Origin of the sequence: Streptomyces sp. NPDC058773, from assembly GCF_042746015.1 — a bacterium.
In the GTDB taxonomy this organism is placed as follows: Bacteria; Actinomycetota; Actinomycetes; order Streptomycetales; family Streptomycetaceae; genus Streptomyces.
The window spans coordinates 17413-34061 of sequence record NZ_JBHYPE010000009.1; the positions used below are offsets into that span (position 1 = coordinate 17413).

Below are 16649 nucleotides of genomic sequence, written 5' to 3' on the forward strand. Positions count from 1 at the left end.
GGCCGCCGCCCGATGGGACGGCGGCCGTGGGGAGAGCGGCGTCAGAGGAGGCTGCGCATCCCTCCTCCTCCGACGGCGCACACCTGTTGGCTCGCCCTAATCCTCATGCCCCGCCGGCGGCAGCGCGGTGCCTCCGCGGCAGCCGGTGAAGGTGGCGTTCGGGCAGAAGGCGTCGAAGCCCATTTCGTAGCGGGCGAAGGCTTCCCAGGCGGCCTTTCGGACCGTCTTGTACTCGGTGGCGGTCAGCAAGCCGCCCTGCATCGCCTTGAAGGCCCGCAGGATGGCGTCGCGGGCGGTGAGGAACGAGGGGTTCTTCGGGGTGAGTTTCATGCCGTCGACGACGGCCTGCCAGGTGACCTGGTAGCCCCGCTCCTTGTTGTGGAGGGCGGTGGTGACCTTGCGGGTCAGTTCCATGAGTGCGGCGCACCAGATCTCGCCGACGTCGTGGACCTCCTGGTAGCTCAGGTCCTCGTTGCCGGCGCCCGCGACCTCGCCCGGTCCCTTGCCGATGTCTCCGAAGGAGCCGGGGTAGTCCGCGTCATAGGGCCGTTGCCGGATGCCCTTGGACCGGTTGACCACCCAGTTGCCGAGGACATCGCGTTCCTCGGGGGTGGAGAAGTTCCGGGTGGTGAGGGCGAAGTGGTCGCCCCAGCCCTCGCCCATGGCGACCGACTGGTCCTCCTCCAGGCCGTTCGCGTCGAACAGGCCGCCGACGAGGCGGTTCGACACCCCGTGGCAGAACTCGTGGAGGACGACATCCAGGTCGTCGGCGGTATGGCGGCCGGTGCTGGTGACCAGCCCCATGTTCATCTCGGCTTCCAGACCGTCAGCCCGGGTGGCCATGTTGGCCGTCCCGAAAACCGCTCCCGGGTGCGCAAAGGCCCGTACGGGGTCCGCGCCCTTTCCCAGGCCCGTCACATTGGTGGTCTGGAAGTTGCCCTGGTCCTCCGTGAAGCCGAGCATCATGAAGAGGTCATGGGCGAAATTGCAGAAGTAGAAGATGTTGGTGACGAATTGCTCGGGGCTGTTCTTCGCGGGGTCGAAGACGCCGTTGCCCGCGGCATCGACCGGGACCTCGACCGGGCGTTGGGTCGTTCCGTTCAGCGCACGGACGTTGTTGCCCACGGTGGACACCTTGCCGGCGTGCGTCTCCACCCAGGGCAGCGGGAAGCCGGTGGGCAGCCCGGTGGGGACCACGGTCGGGTAGCCGTTCACCGGCAGCGGGAACGGGACGGTGTCAAAGGTGCTCTCGGCCGGGTTGCGCTGGAAGACCCGTCCGGCGACCGCGTGCCGGACCGTGTCGTAGAAGTAGAGGATCTCGGGCTCGTCCGGGTTCCCGGTCCGCGCGTCGGCCTCCACGAAGGCCTGGTACTGCGCCGCCAGTTTCTCCCGGGAGATGGTGAACATCCAGGTGAGACGGGCGTCGTCGCCCATGTACAGATACACCAGCCGGGCCGGGATGGCTTCCTCGAACGGTCCCTTGCCGAAGGTCATCGGCTGGTCGTTCCGCGCCTGGTGCGACAGCCTCGTAAAGCCGCCCGAGATGTCGAGCCGCGGGAGTTCGTCGTCGCCGAAGACTCCGCGGAGCGTGAGCGGCTCGGCGGCCTTCGCGGCCGCCACCCGCAGCGCGGCCTCGGCCGGGACCGTCGGTCTGGTCGGCAGGTCGGCCGGTGCGCTGACCGTGTCGCCCACGACCCGGTCGACCGTACCGTCCTCGAATAGCCACACCTTGGGCGCCATCCCCCACACCTCGATGCCGTTGAGCACCTGCTGCAGGCTCACGACGCGCATGCCCTCGCTCGTCGTCGTCACATTCGGATCGGCCTCGAATTCCACCGGCTCGCCGGCCGCGAAGCCGATCGCCCCGGCGACCGAGGTGACGTACTGCTTGGCCCGTGCGATATAGCCGGCGTCGGGCATCGGCACCGACTCGTTCATGTCCGTGAAGCCGGGGGCGCCGGCCACCCGTAGCTCCGCCAGATGGCCGGTGAAGCGGTTCACCTTGCTGCGGTCCGCCACGAGGGTGTGGTCGACCGCTGCCGCCACCCGCTCGGTCTCGTCGAGGAAGGCATCGGCTTCGGCGACACTGGCCAAGCGGTCGTAGTTCTTGTTGCGCCTGTCGATCATTACGCTCATGGCCTGCTCCTTGTGAGGCTCAGCGGCTTGTGAGGGGTGGGGTTTCAGAGGCCCGCGAGCGTGAGTGCCGCCGTCGCGACCGTACGGGCGATCGCGGCGGCGTAGTCCGTGTCGTGGTCCTCGTCGAGGAGGGTGTCGCCCGGCTTGTGGTACTGCCGGGTGCCGGTCGCGGGCGCGGTGTCGTCGAAGAAGTTCTCGCAGATGGCGGCGGCCGCCCAGCCGCGTTCATGGAAGCTGGCGTGGTCGCTCCGCCCGGCGGCCGGGTCGCCGGAGCCCGCGAGTTTCTGGAGCGCGAAGTCGGCGGCGACCGCGGGGGCGGCCCGGACGACGAGCCCGCCGAGTGCGTCGGAGGCGCCCACGACCGGGCCGGGAACCGACGAACCGGTGTGGATCTCCATCGTGCGGGTGCCGCCCTGGAAGCCCGCGATCATGTCCATCTGGAGCACTCCGGCGATCCGGTCTCCGGCCGCTGCCGCCGCGCGCGCGTACGCCTTGCTGCCGACGAGGCCCTGCTCCTCGGCGTTGAAGAGGACGAAGCGCAGAGTGCGTGCCGGTGCCCGGCCGTCGGCGACCATCGCGCTCAGGCACTCGGCCGCGGCCAGGACCGCCGCCGTACCGCTCCCGTCGTCGTCGGCGCCGGGTGCCGGGTCGAGGGCGGGGTCATAGGGACGCGTGCGGCCGGCGGTGTCGAAGAACTCGCCCCTGGCCGCGGTGGAATCGAGATGGGCGGTGATGAGCACGGCGGAGTCCGCCGCCGGGACGGGGAACTCCGCCTCGACGTTGGAGAGCCTGTGTCCACGCCACGAGAACTCCTGGCGTCTGACGGTCAGCCCGAGGTCATGGAGCCGGCGGGCGAGCGCCTGGACCACGAGGGCGTTGTCGGGGCTCGACGCGTCGCGGCTGCGTACCTTCCGGGGTTCGCCCTCGACGAGCGGGGCGACGCCGGAGATGCGGGCGACGAGGCCGCGCAGAGCTGCCGGGGTGATGGCCGCCCGCACCGCGGCGAGGGTCTCCTGGGAGGGCTCCCCGTCCGCGAACTCGGCGGCGAATCCTTCGACTTGGACCTCTCCCGGCCGGGACAGCAGAGCCGGGTCGGGAAGCAGGCGCTCGGTGTGCCCGGGTTTGGCGTCCGCGGGGTGCAGATCCTCGACGCGGGTGTCGGCGGCGGCCGCGACGTAGACGCCGCCCGGAGCCGGGCCGAGCGGGACGACCGACGGTTTCGCTTCGTCGAGGGCGCTCGCGATGAAGGCGAATGCCGCCGCGGCGCGCAGAGTGTCCTCCGCCGCTGCCCTGGCGGTCGCCGAGGCACCGGTGAACGCCTCCGGGAGCGACACCGGACGGTCGTCGCGCAGCAGAAAGGCCGTGGTTTCCGCGACCTGGCCACGGAGATCGACCGGGAACCCGCCCTGTTCGAGTGCGGCCACGCCCCGCGCGGTCGCCATGACGAGGACGAGCCGGGCGGAGGCCACATGGGCCGGAACGACCTCGGTGCCCTCGGCGATCGCCGCCAGGTCGGCCGGCTCACGGCCGTCCGGCAGCTCGATGCGCGCCCAGAACACCGGGCGGCCCTCGACGGCGGCGAGCGCGAAAACCGGGTGCGGTGCGGCCCGCATACCTGCTTCGCGGGCGAATGCCCGCTCCTCGGGCGCTTCGCCCACGAAGACGCAGTCATCGGCCGCGACACCGGCGCCGGTCACCGCGTCGTCGAAGATTGCGCGCGACGTCTTGGCGCCCCAGTGGAGGAGGGCGTCGTCCGTGAAGCGGCCCGCGAAGGCCGCGTGCAGGGCCGACACCGCGCGGGCGCGCGCCGCGTCCCCCGCTCCCGGGTTCGAAATGATGCCTGTCCGCATGCCGGCCAGCGCGTCGAGCACCTCGAACACGCGCGGCCGCGGGCGGAGCGCCAAGGAGCCGTCGGCCCCGATGCTCGCGTCCGCGAGGGTTTCACCGATGTCGAAGTACAGCACGGCCATCTCGGCGCCTCCGGAGAAGAGCGCGCCCCCGGACCGGGTCCGCAGTGCCCCGAGCGAAGGCCCCGTGTTCGTGGGGCGTGAAGGACGGGGTTGCGGCCGCCTCGCGCGCCGCTCAGGAAGGCCCCGCCCCTTCCATTGTCGGTGGCATGCCGTGGGCCCGCATCCGGAGTCGGACGCCGACTTGGGCGGTCACTGCGGCGGTTTTTCCTGCCGTCTTCCCGCCGTCGTTCCACCCTCCCGCTGCCGCCCCTCTGCCGTCTTTCTGCCGTCTTCTGCTGTCCCGGACGCGCGGGGTCATCTCGCCTTCCGCGCGCGGTGACAGCACTTCTGGCATGCCGTCAGTCCTGGCCCGAGCTGCGTCGACATGCACTCCGCGGATACGCGTGCCAGCCTGGTACCGGTTTCTCGTGTTCCTCGTTCGAGATCCGCCAGGAGGCACGATCGTGGGCAAGAAGCAGAGCCGGCAGAACCGCGGCGCCCGCACCGGCGGCCATGAACGCGGCGCCGCCACCGAGGCGAAGAAGACGAAGGCATCGGCCCCGCAGCAGCCGGAGGAGCAGTCGATGTCGAAGCATGTGGCGCACAAGGCGCAGCGGAAGTTCGGCCACAACTGACCTGGGGCCGGCCCTAGGCGTCAGCCAAGGGCCGGCGATGACCCGCCGGGCGGGGATTCCTCCCCTTCGTATGCCGCCAGCGCGACCTGGCGGCTGTCCAAGACCTCACCGAGGTCGTGGGGGTCCAGCCGGTCCTTCGCCAGCTTCATCCGGGCCTTGGCCTCGACGGAGGCCCAGGCCTGCCGGGCCCGCTTGTTGGCCACCCGCCGGCTGTCGCCCCGGAGGAATCCCGCCCCCGCCGCGCACCCGGCCGCGGTCAGCGCCGCCAGCGCCGCGGGAATGCGGGCGTCCACCGAGGCCAGCCCCGCGGCGCCGGAAACGGCGGCGAGCAGCGCCGCCGGGAAACCCAGCGCGATATCGGCCTTGGCCCAGAAGTCGGCCCTGCGGTGAGCGAGCTCCTTCTGTCGCAGCGCTTCGTCACATAACCGCTCCACCTCGGCACGCAGCCGGCCGGAGGGCTCGTTCGAGGAGGGTGACACGGGTGGTCCGGCAAAGGGAGTGACCATGCCAGGATTCCAACACAGGTGCGACGTAAGGGACTTGTGCGTGCGTGCACAGTCTTGCGGGGCATCCGTGGTGGGCTCCCCACAGATTGGCGGGGCCGGTCGGGCGGCCGCCCTCGCGCGTTCGTCCGGAGCCCAGGCGCCCGGGCGTCCAGGTACCCGTGCCGGAGGAAAGGAGCAGCCATGACGAGCGTGCCCGGCACCCATCTGGACATCGCCACTCCGGACGGCGTCGCCGACGCCTTTCTCGCGCATCCCGACGACGGCATACCGCACCCCGGAGTGCTGCTGTACATGGACGCGTTCGGGCTGCGCCCCTCGCTGGAGGAGATGGCCCGGCGGCTGGCGGGGCACGGCTACACGGTGCTGGTGCCCAACGTCCTGTACCGCGCGGGGCGGGCTCCCGTGGTGGAGCTGCCCGAATTCATCGACCCCGCCCGGCGGCCGGAGATCTTCGAGCGGCTGGGCCCGGCCCTGCGGGCGCTCACCCCTGATGCGGCGCTGCGGGACGCCGGTGCGTATGTCGCCTGGCTGGCCGCCTCGCCGCTGGTCGCCGACGGCCCGATGGGCACCACCGGTTACTGCATGGGCGGCGTGCTCGCCGTCCGTACGGCCGCGGCCCGCCCCGACCGCATCGGCGCCGCGGCCGCCTTCCACGCCGGCCGTCTGGTCACCGAGGCCGCGGACAGCCCACACCGGCTCCTCGGCAACAGCACGGCGGAGCTGTACTTCGGCCACGCCGATCACGATCATTCGATGCCGGCCGAGCAGATCGCGACCCTGGAACGGACCCTGGACGGCGAAGGCGTGCGCTACCGCAGCGAGCTGTACGAGGGCGCGCGGCACGGCTACACCCAGCGCGACACCGCCGCGTACAACTCCGAAGCGGATGAACGTCATTGGCGCACCCTGCTGGAGCTCTTCGGCCGTCGGCTCTGACTCGGGCCTCCGGTGCGTTGCGCCGGGCCGCCGCTCCAACCGGCCCTGACCGGCGGCTCCGAGGCGTACGGCCGTCAACTGGAGGGGGCGATCACCCCGTGTTAGCGTGACAGTGTCCGGGGCAAAACGGACACTTGCCCGCTTTCCTGGCCTCTCCAGAGGGAGATGGTGACCATGGCGCGGGACCCACGGTTCCACGCGTCCGGGGCCGGCACCGGGGCTCGGGGAAGCCCCCGGACCGGCGGATCCACGGCCGTCGTCCGCAACAACGTGGACTGGGACGGCCTTCGCCGGCGGATGCACGGACCGCTGCTGCGGCCGGGGGACGCCGGGTTCGAGGATGCCCGGAAGCTTTTCAACCCGCTCAATGACGACCGGGTGCCCGCGGCGGTGGCACAGTGCGATTCCGCCGCCGATGTCCGCGAGGCGGTATTGGCGGCCGCGCACCGGGTGCCGCTGGCGGCCCGCAGCGGGGGGCATTCGTATGTCGGTTACCCGGCGCCGCCCGGCGGTCTCACCATCGACCTCCGCCGTCTGTCGACCGTCCGGGTCCAGCCGGACGGCACGGCCGTGATCGGCGCCGGCACCACGCTGGAGGGCATCTACACCGCACTCGGCCAGGCCAAACGCTGTCTGCCCGGCGGCTCCTGTTTCACCGTCGGCATCTCCGGGGTGGCCCTGGGTGGCGGAATCGGTGTGCTGCAGCGCAAGTTCGGGCTCACCTGTGACCACCTGGTGTCCGCCGAGGTCGTCACCGCGGACGGGCGGACGCTGACCGCCTCGGCCACCCGGGAACCGGATCTGTTCTGGGCGCTGCGCGGTGGTGGCGGCGGCAACTTCGGGGTCGTCACACAGTTCACCTTCGCGACCGACCCGGCGCCGGCCCTGACGGTCTTCGTGCTCCACTTCCCGGCGTCGGCCGCGAACGTCGCGAAGGTGCTGACCGGATGGCAGCCGTGGATCACGGCCGCGCCCCGCACGTTGTGGGCCAACCTCAATGTGACGGGCGGGGCCACGCCGAACTGCAGGGTGGCGGGCTGCTTCGTGGGACCCAGCAGCGCCTGCAACCCCCTGCTGAACAGCCTGGTCTCGCGCACCGGGGTGACCCCCGCCCAGCGCCGGGTCGAGGACCGCGACTACTTCAAGGCCATGCGCTTCTTCTCCGGCAGCCCCAGCCGACAGTCGTTCGTCGCCTCGTCACGCGTCCTCGCCACGCCCACCGCCCAGCCCTCCGCCGTCGTCGCCCTGCTCACCGGCCGGCCGGGGATGGCGCTCATCCTCGACGCGCTCGGTGGCGCGGTGGCCGATGTGGGCGTCCAGGACACCGCGTTCCCGCACCGCAAGGCCTTCGCCACCGCGCAGATCTATGCGAACGCGACGGCGGCCACCGAGACCGCGGTGACGCGCAGCGTCGGCCAGGTCGTGGCGGGGCTCGGGGACCTGGGCATCAAGGACGGCTACGTGAACTACATCGATCCGGCCCTCCCCGACTGGGGCAAGGCCTACTACGGCCCGAATCTGGATCGCCTGCGCCGTGTCGCGTACGCCTACGATCCGGACCAGGTCTTCGACTTCCCGCAGGCGATCGCCCGGGCGTGACCGTCCCCCCGGCTCCCCCGGACCCGTGCCGGCGTGAGCGCCGAGACGGGCCGTTACGCGTTCCTGCTCCCGGTAGCGCTCCGGAACTTCCCCGGTGCCGGAACATCCCCGTGCCACCGGTTCGCCGGTCACTCCGGTCGCTCCGGTCGCGGTGCTGTGAGCACCCGGCGCGGGTACGGCCACGTACCATGATCCCGGCGCACGGCCCGGCACCGCCGAGGTCACCTTCGACGACATTCCCGCCATCTGACGCCCCAACCGGCATCACAGCCCCCTCCCCCACGCCACCCCGCCCGGAGCCGCTCGCCCGTACCCACGGCCTCCCGGCGAATCGCCCAACAGCGGCGGGGGCACGGTCCGGGGCCCGCAGGGTTCCCGTGCGGCGCACCGGAGGATGTGAAGCGAGGAGGCGCTGCTGCACGGGAGTTGGCGGGGGCGCGTGTCCTGATCAGGTCGCATGCGAGGAGCCGCGCAGGGTGACGGCCAGGATGGCCATGTCGTCCGTGTGGTCGCCCTCGGTCCAGCGGCCGACGTCCTTGGTCAGGGCGTCCACCAAGGCCTCCGGGTCCGTGAACTGCCGGCCCAGGCGCGCCGAGGACACCGGGTCGTAAAACGTGCCCTGCCGGTCCCGTGCCTCGGTGACCCCGTCCGTGACCAGCAGCAGCGAGGCTCCCCGGGGCAGGTGCACCACATCGACCGGCGCGGGGCCCGTGGGCGCGATATCGCCCAGCCCCACCCCGAGGGGCAGCTGGGGGACGGTCGGGTCGAGGCGTACGGGCCGCTCGTCGTGCACCAGGTACGGGGGCGGATGGCCGCGGTTCACCAGGCTCAGCCGCTCGCCGTCGGCGGAGACCTCGGCCAGTACGGCGGTGGTGAAGCCCTCACTGGAGATCACCGGACCGCTGCGGGCCGCCGCCCTGGCCAGCGCCTCGTCCAGCCGCTGCCCCAGGGCGTCCAGGGTGGGCACGTACTCGGCCTCCTGGCGGAACGCGCCGAGCGCGACCGACACCGCGGCGACGGCCTTGATGCCCTTGCCCCGGACATCCCCAATGATCATCCGCACCCCGAACGGTGTCTCCTGCACGGCGTAGAAGTCACCGCCGATCCGCGCCTCGGCCTGCGCCGCGGTGTACCCGGCCGCCACGGTGAGCGGCCCGGCCTCCCGGGGCGGGTCCGGGAGCACCGCCCGCTGGACCGCCTCGGCGACGTCTCTGGCCAGGGCCAGATCGCGGCCCTGCCGCACGATGAGCCGGTTCACCCCGAGCGCCAGCACGCCGATCAGGCCGACCACGGCCAGGTCGACGAGCAGCGGCGTCGCCGGGCGCTGCCGTTCGATGTCCAGGGCCACCGAGACCACGCAGGTGACACACACGACGGCGAGCGCGGAACGGAAGGTGAGCGTGGCGCCGGCGACGAGCGGTGCGGCGGCCAGCAGCGGGAGTCCCATGTACGGCTCGGGCGCGAAGAGGTTCAGCAACACGCCGGCCAGCAGGGCCAGTGCCGCGAGTATCCAGGGCACCTTCGCCAGCGTGGGTTGCAGGCCATTCACAGTGCATCTCCTGCTGCCGGGCCGCACGCGCGACGCGGAAGGAACGGAGGCCACCGCGCGGTGTGCCGCACCGCACCATGTGCGTCATCCCGATGGCTTCACATATACGCCTCACGGGCTGGATCCGCTCGTTACGGACGCGTCGCCGCCCGTACGCTCGGATGCCGCCCCGCGCAGTGACGGCACAGAGGACCGGCGCAGGCCAGGCGTGGCCGTGCCGACCAGCGCCACCGCGCCGATGCACAGCATTCCGCCGCTGACCAGGGCAGCAGTGCCCGACGTGGCGTCCGCGACCAGGCCGCCGCGCAGATTGCCGAGGTCCGGGCCGGCCTGTCCGACGATGAGTTCCGCGGCGCTCACCCGGCCGAGCAGTGCGTCGGGGGTGTGCAGCTGCACGAGGGTGCTCCGGGAGACGACGGAAACGGTGTCGGCGGCGCCCGCCAGGGCCAGGAGCGCGAGCCCGGCCCAGGGGACGTCCGCCAGGCCGAACAGCGCAAGGGCCGCGCCCCAGGTGGCCGAGCCGCAGAGCATCACGAGACCGGGGCGGGAGAGGCGGGTGAAGCTCCCGGCCAAGAGGGACGCGGCGGCCCCGCCGGCCGCAACGGCGGTCAGGAAGAGCCCGAGCGTACGAGGGTCGTCGCCGAAGCGTTCCGCGTTGACCTGCGGGAACAGGCTGATCGGCATGGACAGCACAGTGGTCGCCAGGTCCGCGAGCAGCGCACCGCGGATGACGGGGGTGCGGACCAGGAAGGCGAGGCCGTCCGCCACACCACGCAGACCGGGCCGGGCGGGTTCGTCGCCGGGGCTCATCCGCGGCAGGCCGTACGCACCGTGGAACGCGGCGGCGAAGGTGAGCGCGTCGATCAGATAGCAGCCGCCGACGCCCGGCCCGGCGAGAATCAGTCCGCCCAGAGCCGGGCCGGCCAGCATGGCGCCCTGGAAGGCGATCCGATTCAGCGCCAGCCCGGCGGCGAGCTGTTCCTCGGGCAGCAGACGCGGGACGAAGGTGCGGGATGCCGGACCGCCGCCGGCCGCGCAGCAGGACTGCACCGCGACCAGCGACAGCACCACCACGGTGGGGAAGCGCCCGAAGAGGCCCTGGAGGGCGAGCAGGGACACACAGCCGGCCTGGCCGGCGGTCGTGACCAGGTAGCACGTCCGCCGGTCGACGCGGTCGACGAGCGCCCCGGCGAAGAGGCCGAGCCCGATCAGCGGCACGGCCCGGGCCAGGCCGACGGCGCCGGTCCAGACGGTGCTGTGGGTCGTCTGCCAGACCTGGAACATCACGGCGACCAGGGTCATCTGGCCGCCGGTCCCGGAGAGCGCCTGGCCGAGCCACAGCCGCCGGAAGGGGGCCGACCGCCGCAGCGGGGTCACATCGAGCAGCGCCCGCTTCATTCCCATGCGGGGTCCTCGGCCAGCCTCTCGGCGATGCGGTCGTGGAAGCTCTTGCGCGCGAGGGCCTGCTCGATGTCGGTGACGACCCGGCTCAGCGGGTAGGGCAGCTCGGCCTCGATCTCGGCGAGAGCGGCCTCGGTGGCGCGCCACTCCGCGGCCAGCCGGCCGACGAGGCCGCGGGCCCGGTCCGTGAGCGCCACCTTCTTGCTGCGCGCGTCGGGGCCCGCCACGGTCTCCACCCAGCCGGCCGCCCGCATCGCGGCCACCTTCTGGCTGAGCGCGGAGTGGGTCCGGCCGACCGACTCGGCCAGCTCGGTGATGGTCATCGGCCCGCGGGCGTGCAGCCGGAGCAGTTCCAGTACGTAGCTCGGCTTGAGCCCGGCGATGCGTTCCCCGGTGTAGATCCGGGCGACGTCCGCGTCCATCGAGGCCTGCAGCAGCCGCAGCGGCCGCCAGAGGCTCTGCTCGGTGGGATCGGGCGTGGGATCGGGCGTGGGGGCGTCGGCCATGCGCGAGATCGTAACAGTGCTTATGTAAGTGCTGTCAGATTACTTTCGGCCGTGCGGTACCCGGGGTCCTGCGGGACGGAGTGTGCGGTAGGCCGGTCCTGGTGGACCATGGAAACCGAAGCACTCACCAGCGAAGGGGAGGCCACAGCCAGCGAGGCGGACAGGCGACGGACCGGAGCGCGGGGGTCCGTCGGGTGGAAGGAGTGCCCGGGTGAGCGCAGCCGACGGGCGTCCGGCCGAGGCCGGTCAGCCGGAGCGAAGGCGGCCACAGCCGAGCGGGCTGATGGACCTCCTCGGGGTGGCCGCGGTCCTGCTGGACGCCGATGGCCGGATCGTGCTGTGGAGCCCGCAGGCGGAGGACCTGTACGGCTACTCCGCCGAGGAAGCGCTGGGGCGGTACGCGGCGCCGCTGCTGGTGCACCAGGAGCACTGGGACCTGGTCATCGGGAAGTTCACCGGGGTCATGGAGACCGGCCGGAGCTGGAGCGGCACGTTCCCCGTACGCCACAAGGACGGCTCCGTACGCCTGGTGGAGCTGCGCAACATGCGGCTGATGGACGACCACGGCGACTTCTACGCCCTCGGCCTGGCCACCGACTCCTCGACACTCCGCGAGGTGGAGCGGGATGTCGCCCTGTCCACCCGGCTGATCTCCCAGTCCCCCATCGGGCTGGCGATGCTCGACACCGAGCTGCGGTACGTGGCCGTCAATCCCGCGCTGGAGCGGATGCACGGCATCCCGGCGAAGGACCACCTCGGGCGGCACTACCGGGAGATCATGACCGCCGCGAAGTTCGAGGTGCCCGAGGCCGCGATGCGGCAGGTCCTCAAAACCGGGGTGCCGATGGTCGACCATTCCACGGTCGTCGGACAGACTCCCTCCGACCCGGGCCAGGAACACGCCTGGTCGATCTCGCTGTACCGGCTGGAGGACCCGCACGGGCGCGTGCTGGGGGTGGCCGACCTGGTGGTGGACGTCACCGACCGGCATCAGGCCGCCCGGGAGGCCGCCGAGACCCGGCGGCGGCTGGCCCTGATCGCCGACGGCTCGGCCCGGATCGGCACGACGCTGGAGGTGGGCCAGACCGCCCGGGAGCTGGCCGAGGTCACCGTGCCCGAACTCGCCGACGTGGTGACGGTCGATGTGCTCGACTCCGTCCTGGACGAGCACCGCCCGGCCCCCGCCGACGGCCGGGCGCTCTTCCGCGCCCTCGCGGTGAAGGCGGCGTACCCCACCGAGGCGGTCCAGGCCGCCGATCCGCCCGGCCATATCGCCGCCTACGAGACCGACCGCCTGGCCACCCAGTGCGTACGCACCGGCCGCCCGATCCTGGTCGCCCACGCCGACGACCACGACCTGACGCGCATCGCCCGCGACGACCACGCCGCCACCCTGCTGGCCCGCGCGGGCGTGCACTCCTATCTGCTGGCCCCGCTCACCGCCCGCGGCCACATCCTCGGCGTCCTGGGGCTGATCCGCGCACGGAACTCTCCGCCCTTCGACGAGGACGATCTCGCCCTCGCCGCCGAGCTGGCCTCCCGCGCCGCCGTGTGCATCGACAACGCCCGCACGCACCAGAGCGTGCGCAACGCCGCCGAGACCCTCCAGCGCAGCCTGCTCCCCGACCATCCGCCGCACCGCCCGGGGCTGCACCTCGCCTCCCGGTACCGGCCCGCGCAGGCCACGTACGAGATCGGCGGCGACTGGTACGACGTCCTCCCGCTCGACGGTGACAAGACCGCGCTGGTCGTGGGCGATGTCATGGGCAGCGGTATCGACGCCGCCGCGACCATGGGCCGGCTGCGCACCGCCACCTGCGCGTTCGCCGATCTGGACCTCGATCCCGCCCAGGTCCTCCAGCACCTCGACAAGATCACCTCGGGGCTGGAGCACTACATCGCGACCTGTGTCTACGCCACCTACGATCCCCACCGCGCCGAGTTCCACCTCGCCACGGCCGGCCATCTGCCCCCCGCGCTCGTACGCCGCGGCAAGCACCCCGAGTTCCTCGACCTGCCCACCGGCACACCGCTCGGCGTGGGCGGCGTCCCGTTCGAGACCACCACCATCGGCCTCGACCCCGGTGATCAACTGGTCCTCTACACCGACGGGTTGGTGGAGACCCGCCACCACTCGCTCGACGAACGCCTGGACACCCTGCTCCGCCTGCTCGACGCGCCCGACCGCTCCCTGGAGGAAACCTGCGACCGGCTCCTCCGCGAGCTGCGGCGCCCCGACGACCCGGATGATGTCGCCCTTCTGATCGCGGGCACGGAGCCGTTCACCCCGGACGCGTAAGGACGCCCCTCCCGCCACCCACAAAGCCCAATTACCGGGCCGGTTCCGCCTCTTACGAGTGATACGCCGTGACAAGGCAGCTGACCACGTGTCATATCACTACTGCGCCGCAGCGGTGCGACAGGGTGTCGCCCCGCGCTGCCGGCCGAAAGGAACCTGTCCATGCGCACTGCCCGCACCCTGTTCGCCTCAGCCGTCCTCACCGCGATGTTCGCGGTCGCCGCTCCCACCGCGACCGCCGCCTCCACGGCCGAGGGCCACACCACGGACCACATCGCGTCGAGCAGCCCCGCCCGCGACCACGACAGGTGCAGGCACGGACACCACAACCGGGACCACCGCAAGAAGCACCACAAGAACAGGCACCACAGGCACGATCACCACCGTCCGAGCGGCGGTGTCCACACCGGCGGCGGTGGTCTGATCGACCTTCTGCGCTAGGACGGGGACCGGGCCGGGCGCTGCGGATTCGGTGGCCGTGCACCGGCCGGTTTTCTGTTGCACAGTGGGGTGGGTTCTCCTCGTGGGGAGCCCACCCCACAGCGGCGATTCGCCGCGTCGGGCAACGGCTGATAGGGAGGTGGCATGAGCGAGATACCTCCGGTCCTGACCGTGACCGCCATCAGCACCATCGGAGCCGCCGATGTGCACGACGACAACGCGGACTCGTGGGTGGTGATCGAAACCGCCGAGCAGGGACAGCTGTTGCTCAACCTGCCGGGCCCCCTCTACCGGGCCGCGGTCCAGTCCACCGAACTTCCGCCCGACCAGGCGGGCCCCGGCCGCCTGGCGCTCACCGAGGACGAAGTCGCCGCCTACCGCGCCCACATCGCGAGCCTGGCCGGCCCCGGCCCGGAACCGGGCGAGTGACGCACGGCCCGCCGGACCGGCTTGATCCGATGCCCGCGGCCCTACCGGCCCCGCGCCCGGCGCCGGACCCGGGCCATGAGGACGGCGACGTCGTCGGGGTCGTCCGGATCGCGCAGGGCGTCGAGGAGGCGGTCGCAGGTCTCCTCCAGCGAGCGGTCCGGGCTGTCGAGCAGGTGCAGCAGGAGCGACAGCCGCTCGTCGATGGCGTCGTGACGGGTCTCGACCAGACCGTCGGTATAGAGGACCAGCTGGTCGCCGGGGTGCAGGCGGAAGGTGGCTTCCTCGAAGGGCACACCGCCGACCCCGAGCGGTACCCCGATCGGCAGGTCGAGCAGTTCCGGTGACCGGCCGGTGCGCAGCAGCACCGGTGGCAGGTGTCCGGCGACGGCGATGTGGCAGACCGCGTGGTGCGGGTCGTAGACGGCGTAGGCGCAGGTGGCGTACTGCTCCAGACCGGCGGTGATCTTGTCGATGTGCCGGAGCACCTCGGTCGGCGGGATGTCCAGGTCGGCCAGGGTGGAGGTGGCGGTGCGCAACCGGCCCATGGTGGTGGCGGCCTCGATGCCACTGCCCATGACGTCGCCCACGACCAGCGCGGTCTTGTCCGCCCTCAGGGGGATCACGTCGAACCAGTCGCCGCCGACCTCGCCGACCGTGCCGGCGGGCTGGTAGCGGGTGGCGATCTCCAGGCCCTTGCGGTGCGGTGGCCGGTCGGGGAGCAGGCTGCGCTGGAGGGTGATGGCGGTGTTGCGCTGGCCCTGGTAGAGGCGGGCGTTGTCGATGCACACCGCGGCGCGGTCGGCGAGTTCGGCGGCCAGCGCGAGGTCGTCCTCGTCGAACGGCAGCGGGTTGCGGGCCCGGGTGAGGCCCAGGGCGCCGAGTACCTCGCCGCGGGCGATCAGCGGCATCGTGAGGTAGGTGTGGATGCCGGCGCGGGCCAGCAGGGCGGCGGCCTCGGGGTCGCGGGCGATACGTGCCAGCTCCCGTTCACCGACGTGCGGGATCAGGATGGGGCGGCCGGTGCGCACGCACCGGGTGGCCATGCGGTCCGGCCCGTAGCTGGCGAGGTGGCCGGGCGGGTCGGCGGCGCTGACCGCCTCCGTGGGATAGGCGGCCTTGACCGCGAGGGCCCGGAAGAGCGCAGGCCGGGAGCCGGACATCGGGTGCGGGCGGCCTTCCAGGACGGAATCCAGGATGTCCACCGCCGCCACGTCGGCGAGCTCGGGCACCGCGACCTCGGCCAGCTCACGGGCGGTCTGCTCGACCTCCAGCGTGGTGCCGATCCGGGCGGAACCATCGGCGATCATGGCCAGTCGGCGCCGGGCGCGGGCCGCCTCGGTGGCCGCGCGGTGCCGGTCGGTGACGTCCACCGCGAGGCCGGCCACTCCGAGCACCCGCCCGGCCGGGTCGTCCAGCCGGTAGTAGGACACCGACCAGGCGTGATCGTTGTCGGGGTCGGCGGGGGTGCGGCCCACCGTGTACTCGTCGACCAGGGGCGTGCCGGACGCCAGGACCCGCCGGAGGGCTGCCTCGATGGCGTCGGTGTCCAGGAACGGCAGCACATCGCGCACCGACCGGCCGATGTGCTCCTCGGCGGGGACCCCGTTCATCCGCTCCAGCGCCGGGTTGACGGCGACGTAGCGCAGCTCGGTGTCCAGGACGGCCAGCCCGATCGGGGACTGCGAGACCAGCCGGGTGGACAGGGCGACATCGCGTTCCACCTGGCGCAGGATCTCCTCGTCCGTGGCGATGCCCAGGGCGTAGAAGTCGCCGCGGTCGTCGAGCAGCCGCATGTTGCGGAACTCGACGAGCCGGGTGCTGCCGTCCTTGTGCCGGACGGGGAAGGCGCCGGCCCAGCTCTCGCCCGTCGCCATGACCTCGGTGAACAGCCTGATCACCAGGTCCAGGTGCTGTTCGTGGACCAGCAGCCGCCCCGCGAACCGGCCCAGCGCCTCCTGCGCGGGGTACCCGAACAGCTTCTCGGCCTGCGGGCTCCACAGCACGATGCGTCCCTCGGCGTCGAGCAGCACCGCCGCGACGCCGAGCAGATCCAGCAGCCCGCTCCGCTGCGGCTGCCCGGGAGGCGGCTGGTCGCCTGCCGGGCCGAAGGGGCCTGCTGTCGCCATCCCAGGCACCTCCTCCGCCCGTGCGCACGGCATACGGCCCCGCCGGCTCCGGGCTGCGGCCCGTGTCCACCGCGCCTCGCCGTGCTTCCATGTTCCCCGGATCGGGGAGGCCGCGCAGTCGCGCCGGGCCGCGCCCG

Annotated in this window: 13 protein-coding genes; 6 read left to right on the forward strand and 7 right to left on the reverse strand. The window is 72.3% G+C overall.

Features of this window, described 5'->3' with window-relative positions; all coding sequences use genetic code 11:
• Positions 1–96: 96 nt before the first annotated feature.
• Positions 97–2136: a M36 family metallopeptidase gene (locus ACFW5B_RS10660; RefSeq protein WP_386436414.1), complete on the reverse strand. Its 2040-nt coding sequence runs from the start codon at positions 2134–2136 to the stop codon at positions 97–99.
• Positions 2137–2180: 44 nt separating this feature from the next.
• Positions 2181–4106: a M28 family peptidase gene (locus tag ACFW5B_RS10665; RefSeq protein ID WP_386436416.1), complete on the reverse strand. Its 1926-nt coding sequence runs from the start codon at positions 4104–4106 to the stop codon at positions 2181–2183.
• Between the two features lie 443 nt (positions 4107–4549).
• Between ACFW5B_RS10665 and ACFW5B_RS10670 the strand changes: the two genes are divergently transcribed.
• The gene (locus tag ACFW5B_RS10670) at positions 4550–4720 is read left to right on the forward strand and encodes a hypothetical protein (protein WP_386436419.1); all 171 of its coding nucleotides are present in this window, start codon (positions 4550–4552) and stop codon (positions 4718–4720) included.
• Positions 4721–4740: 20 nt separating this feature from the next.
• Here ACFW5B_RS10670 and ACFW5B_RS10675 read toward each other — a convergent pair whose 3' ends face one another.
• Entirely contained in the window at positions 4741–5199 is a 459-nt protein-coding gene (locus tag ACFW5B_RS10675) for a hypothetical protein (protein WP_386436421.1), read from the reverse strand.
• 207 nt (positions 5200–5406) lie between these two features.
• Here ACFW5B_RS10675 and ACFW5B_RS10680 point away from each other — a divergent pair, with 207 nt between their 5' ends.
• Positions 5407–6162, forward strand: coding sequence for a dienelactone hydrolase family protein (locus ACFW5B_RS10680; protein ID WP_386436424.1), 756 nt, complete (start codon positions 5407–5409; stop codon positions 6160–6162).
• A 174-nt stretch (positions 6163–6336) separates the two neighbouring features.
• Positions 6337–7761 (forward strand): FAD-binding oxidoreductase, encoded by a 1425-nt coding sequence (locus ACFW5B_RS10685; protein WP_386436427.1) that lies wholly within the window; start codon positions 6337–6339, stop codon positions 7759–7761.
• Positions 7762–8209: 448 nt separating this feature from the next.
• On the opposite strand, the gene ACFW5B_RS10690 is transcribed toward ACFW5B_RS10685, so the two are convergent.
• From ACFW5B_RS10690 to ACFW5B_RS10700, 3 genes are all read right to left on the reverse strand, one after another.
• Positions 8210–9310, reverse strand: a complete 1101-nt coding sequence (locus tag ACFW5B_RS10690; RefSeq protein ID WP_386436430.1) for a PP2C family protein-serine/threonine phosphatase — start codon at positions 9308–9310, stop codon at positions 8210–8212.
• A gap of 111 nt (positions 9311–9421) precedes the next feature.
• Complete coding sequence (locus ACFW5B_RS10695; protein ID WP_386436433.1) at positions 9422–10714, reverse strand: MFS transporter; 1293 nt, start codon at positions 10712–10714, stop codon at positions 9422–9424.
• Positions 10705–11217, reverse strand: a complete 513-nt coding sequence (locus ACFW5B_RS10700; RefSeq protein ID WP_386436436.1) for a MarR family winged helix-turn-helix transcriptional regulator — start codon at positions 11215–11217, stop codon at positions 10705–10707. Before ACFW5B_RS10700 ends, ACFW5B_RS10695 begins: the two co-directional genes overlap by 10 nt.
• Before the next feature lie 211 nt (positions 11218–11428).
• Between ACFW5B_RS10700 and ACFW5B_RS10705 the strand changes: the two genes are divergently transcribed.
• From ACFW5B_RS10705 to ACFW5B_RS10715, 3 genes are all read left to right on the forward strand, one after another.
• Positions 11429–13516: a SpoIIE family protein phosphatase gene (locus ACFW5B_RS10705; RefSeq protein WP_386436439.1), complete on the forward strand. Its 2088-nt coding sequence runs from the start codon at positions 11429–11431 to the stop codon at positions 13514–13516.
• A gap of 162 nt (positions 13517–13678) precedes the next feature.
• Positions 13679–13957 carry a hypothetical protein gene (locus ACFW5B_RS10710; RefSeq protein ID WP_386436442.1) on the forward strand — a complete coding sequence of 93 codons (279 nt, stop codon included), beginning with the start codon at positions 13679–13681 and terminating at the stop codon, positions 13955–13957.
• 144 nt (positions 13958–14101) lie between these two features.
• Positions 14102–14386 carry a hypothetical protein gene (locus ACFW5B_RS10715; protein ID WP_386436445.1) on the forward strand — a complete coding sequence of 95 codons (285 nt, stop codon included), beginning with the start codon at positions 14102–14104 and terminating at the stop codon, positions 14384–14386.
• A 41-nt stretch (positions 14387–14427) separates the two neighbouring features.
• Here the strand turns inward: ACFW5B_RS10715 and ACFW5B_RS10720 are convergent, their stop codons facing one another.
• On the reverse strand, positions 14428–16512 hold the full coding sequence (locus ACFW5B_RS10720; RefSeq protein ID WP_386436448.1) for a SpoIIE family protein phosphatase: 2085 nt from the start codon (positions 16510–16512) through the stop codon (positions 14428–14430).
• Positions 16513–16649 lie beyond the last annotated feature (137 nt).

Bases quoted from the DNA above. Each gene is read 5' to 3' on its own strand.
- ACFW5B_RS10695 (WP_386436433.1), bottom strand. From the start codon at position 10,714: ATGGGAATGAAGCGGGCGCTGCTCGATGTGACCCCGCTGCGGCGGTCG.
- ACFW5B_RS10660 (WP_386436414.1), bottom strand. From the start codon at position 2,136: ATGAGCGTAATGATCGACAGGCGCAACAAGAACTACGACCGCTTGGCC.
- ACFW5B_RS10710 (WP_386436442.1), top strand. From the start codon at position 13,679: ATGCGCACTGCCCGCACCCTGTTCGCCTCAGCCGTCCTCACCGCGATG.
- ACFW5B_RS10720 (WP_386436448.1), bottom strand. From the start codon at position 16,512: ATGGCGACAGCAGGCCCCTTCGGCCCGGCAGGCGACCAGCCGCCTCCC.
- ACFW5B_RS10685 (WP_386436427.1), top strand. From the start codon at position 6,337: ATGGCGCGGGACCCACGGTTCCACGCGTCCGGGGCCGGCACCGGGGCT.
- ACFW5B_RS10715 (WP_386436445.1), top strand. From the start codon at position 14,102: ATGAGCGAGATACCTCCGGTCCTGACCGTGACCGCCATCAGCACCATC.
- ACFW5B_RS10680 (WP_386436424.1), top strand. From the start codon at position 5,407: ATGACGAGCGTGCCCGGCACCCATCTGGACATCGCCACTCCGGACGGC.
- ACFW5B_RS10700 (WP_386436436.1), bottom strand. From the start codon at position 11,217: ATGGCCGACGCCCCCACGCCCGATCCCACGCCCGATCCCACCGAGCAG.
- ACFW5B_RS10665 (WP_386436416.1), bottom strand. From the start codon at position 4,106: ATGGCCGTGCTGTACTTCGACATCGGTGAAACCCTCGCGGACGCGAGC.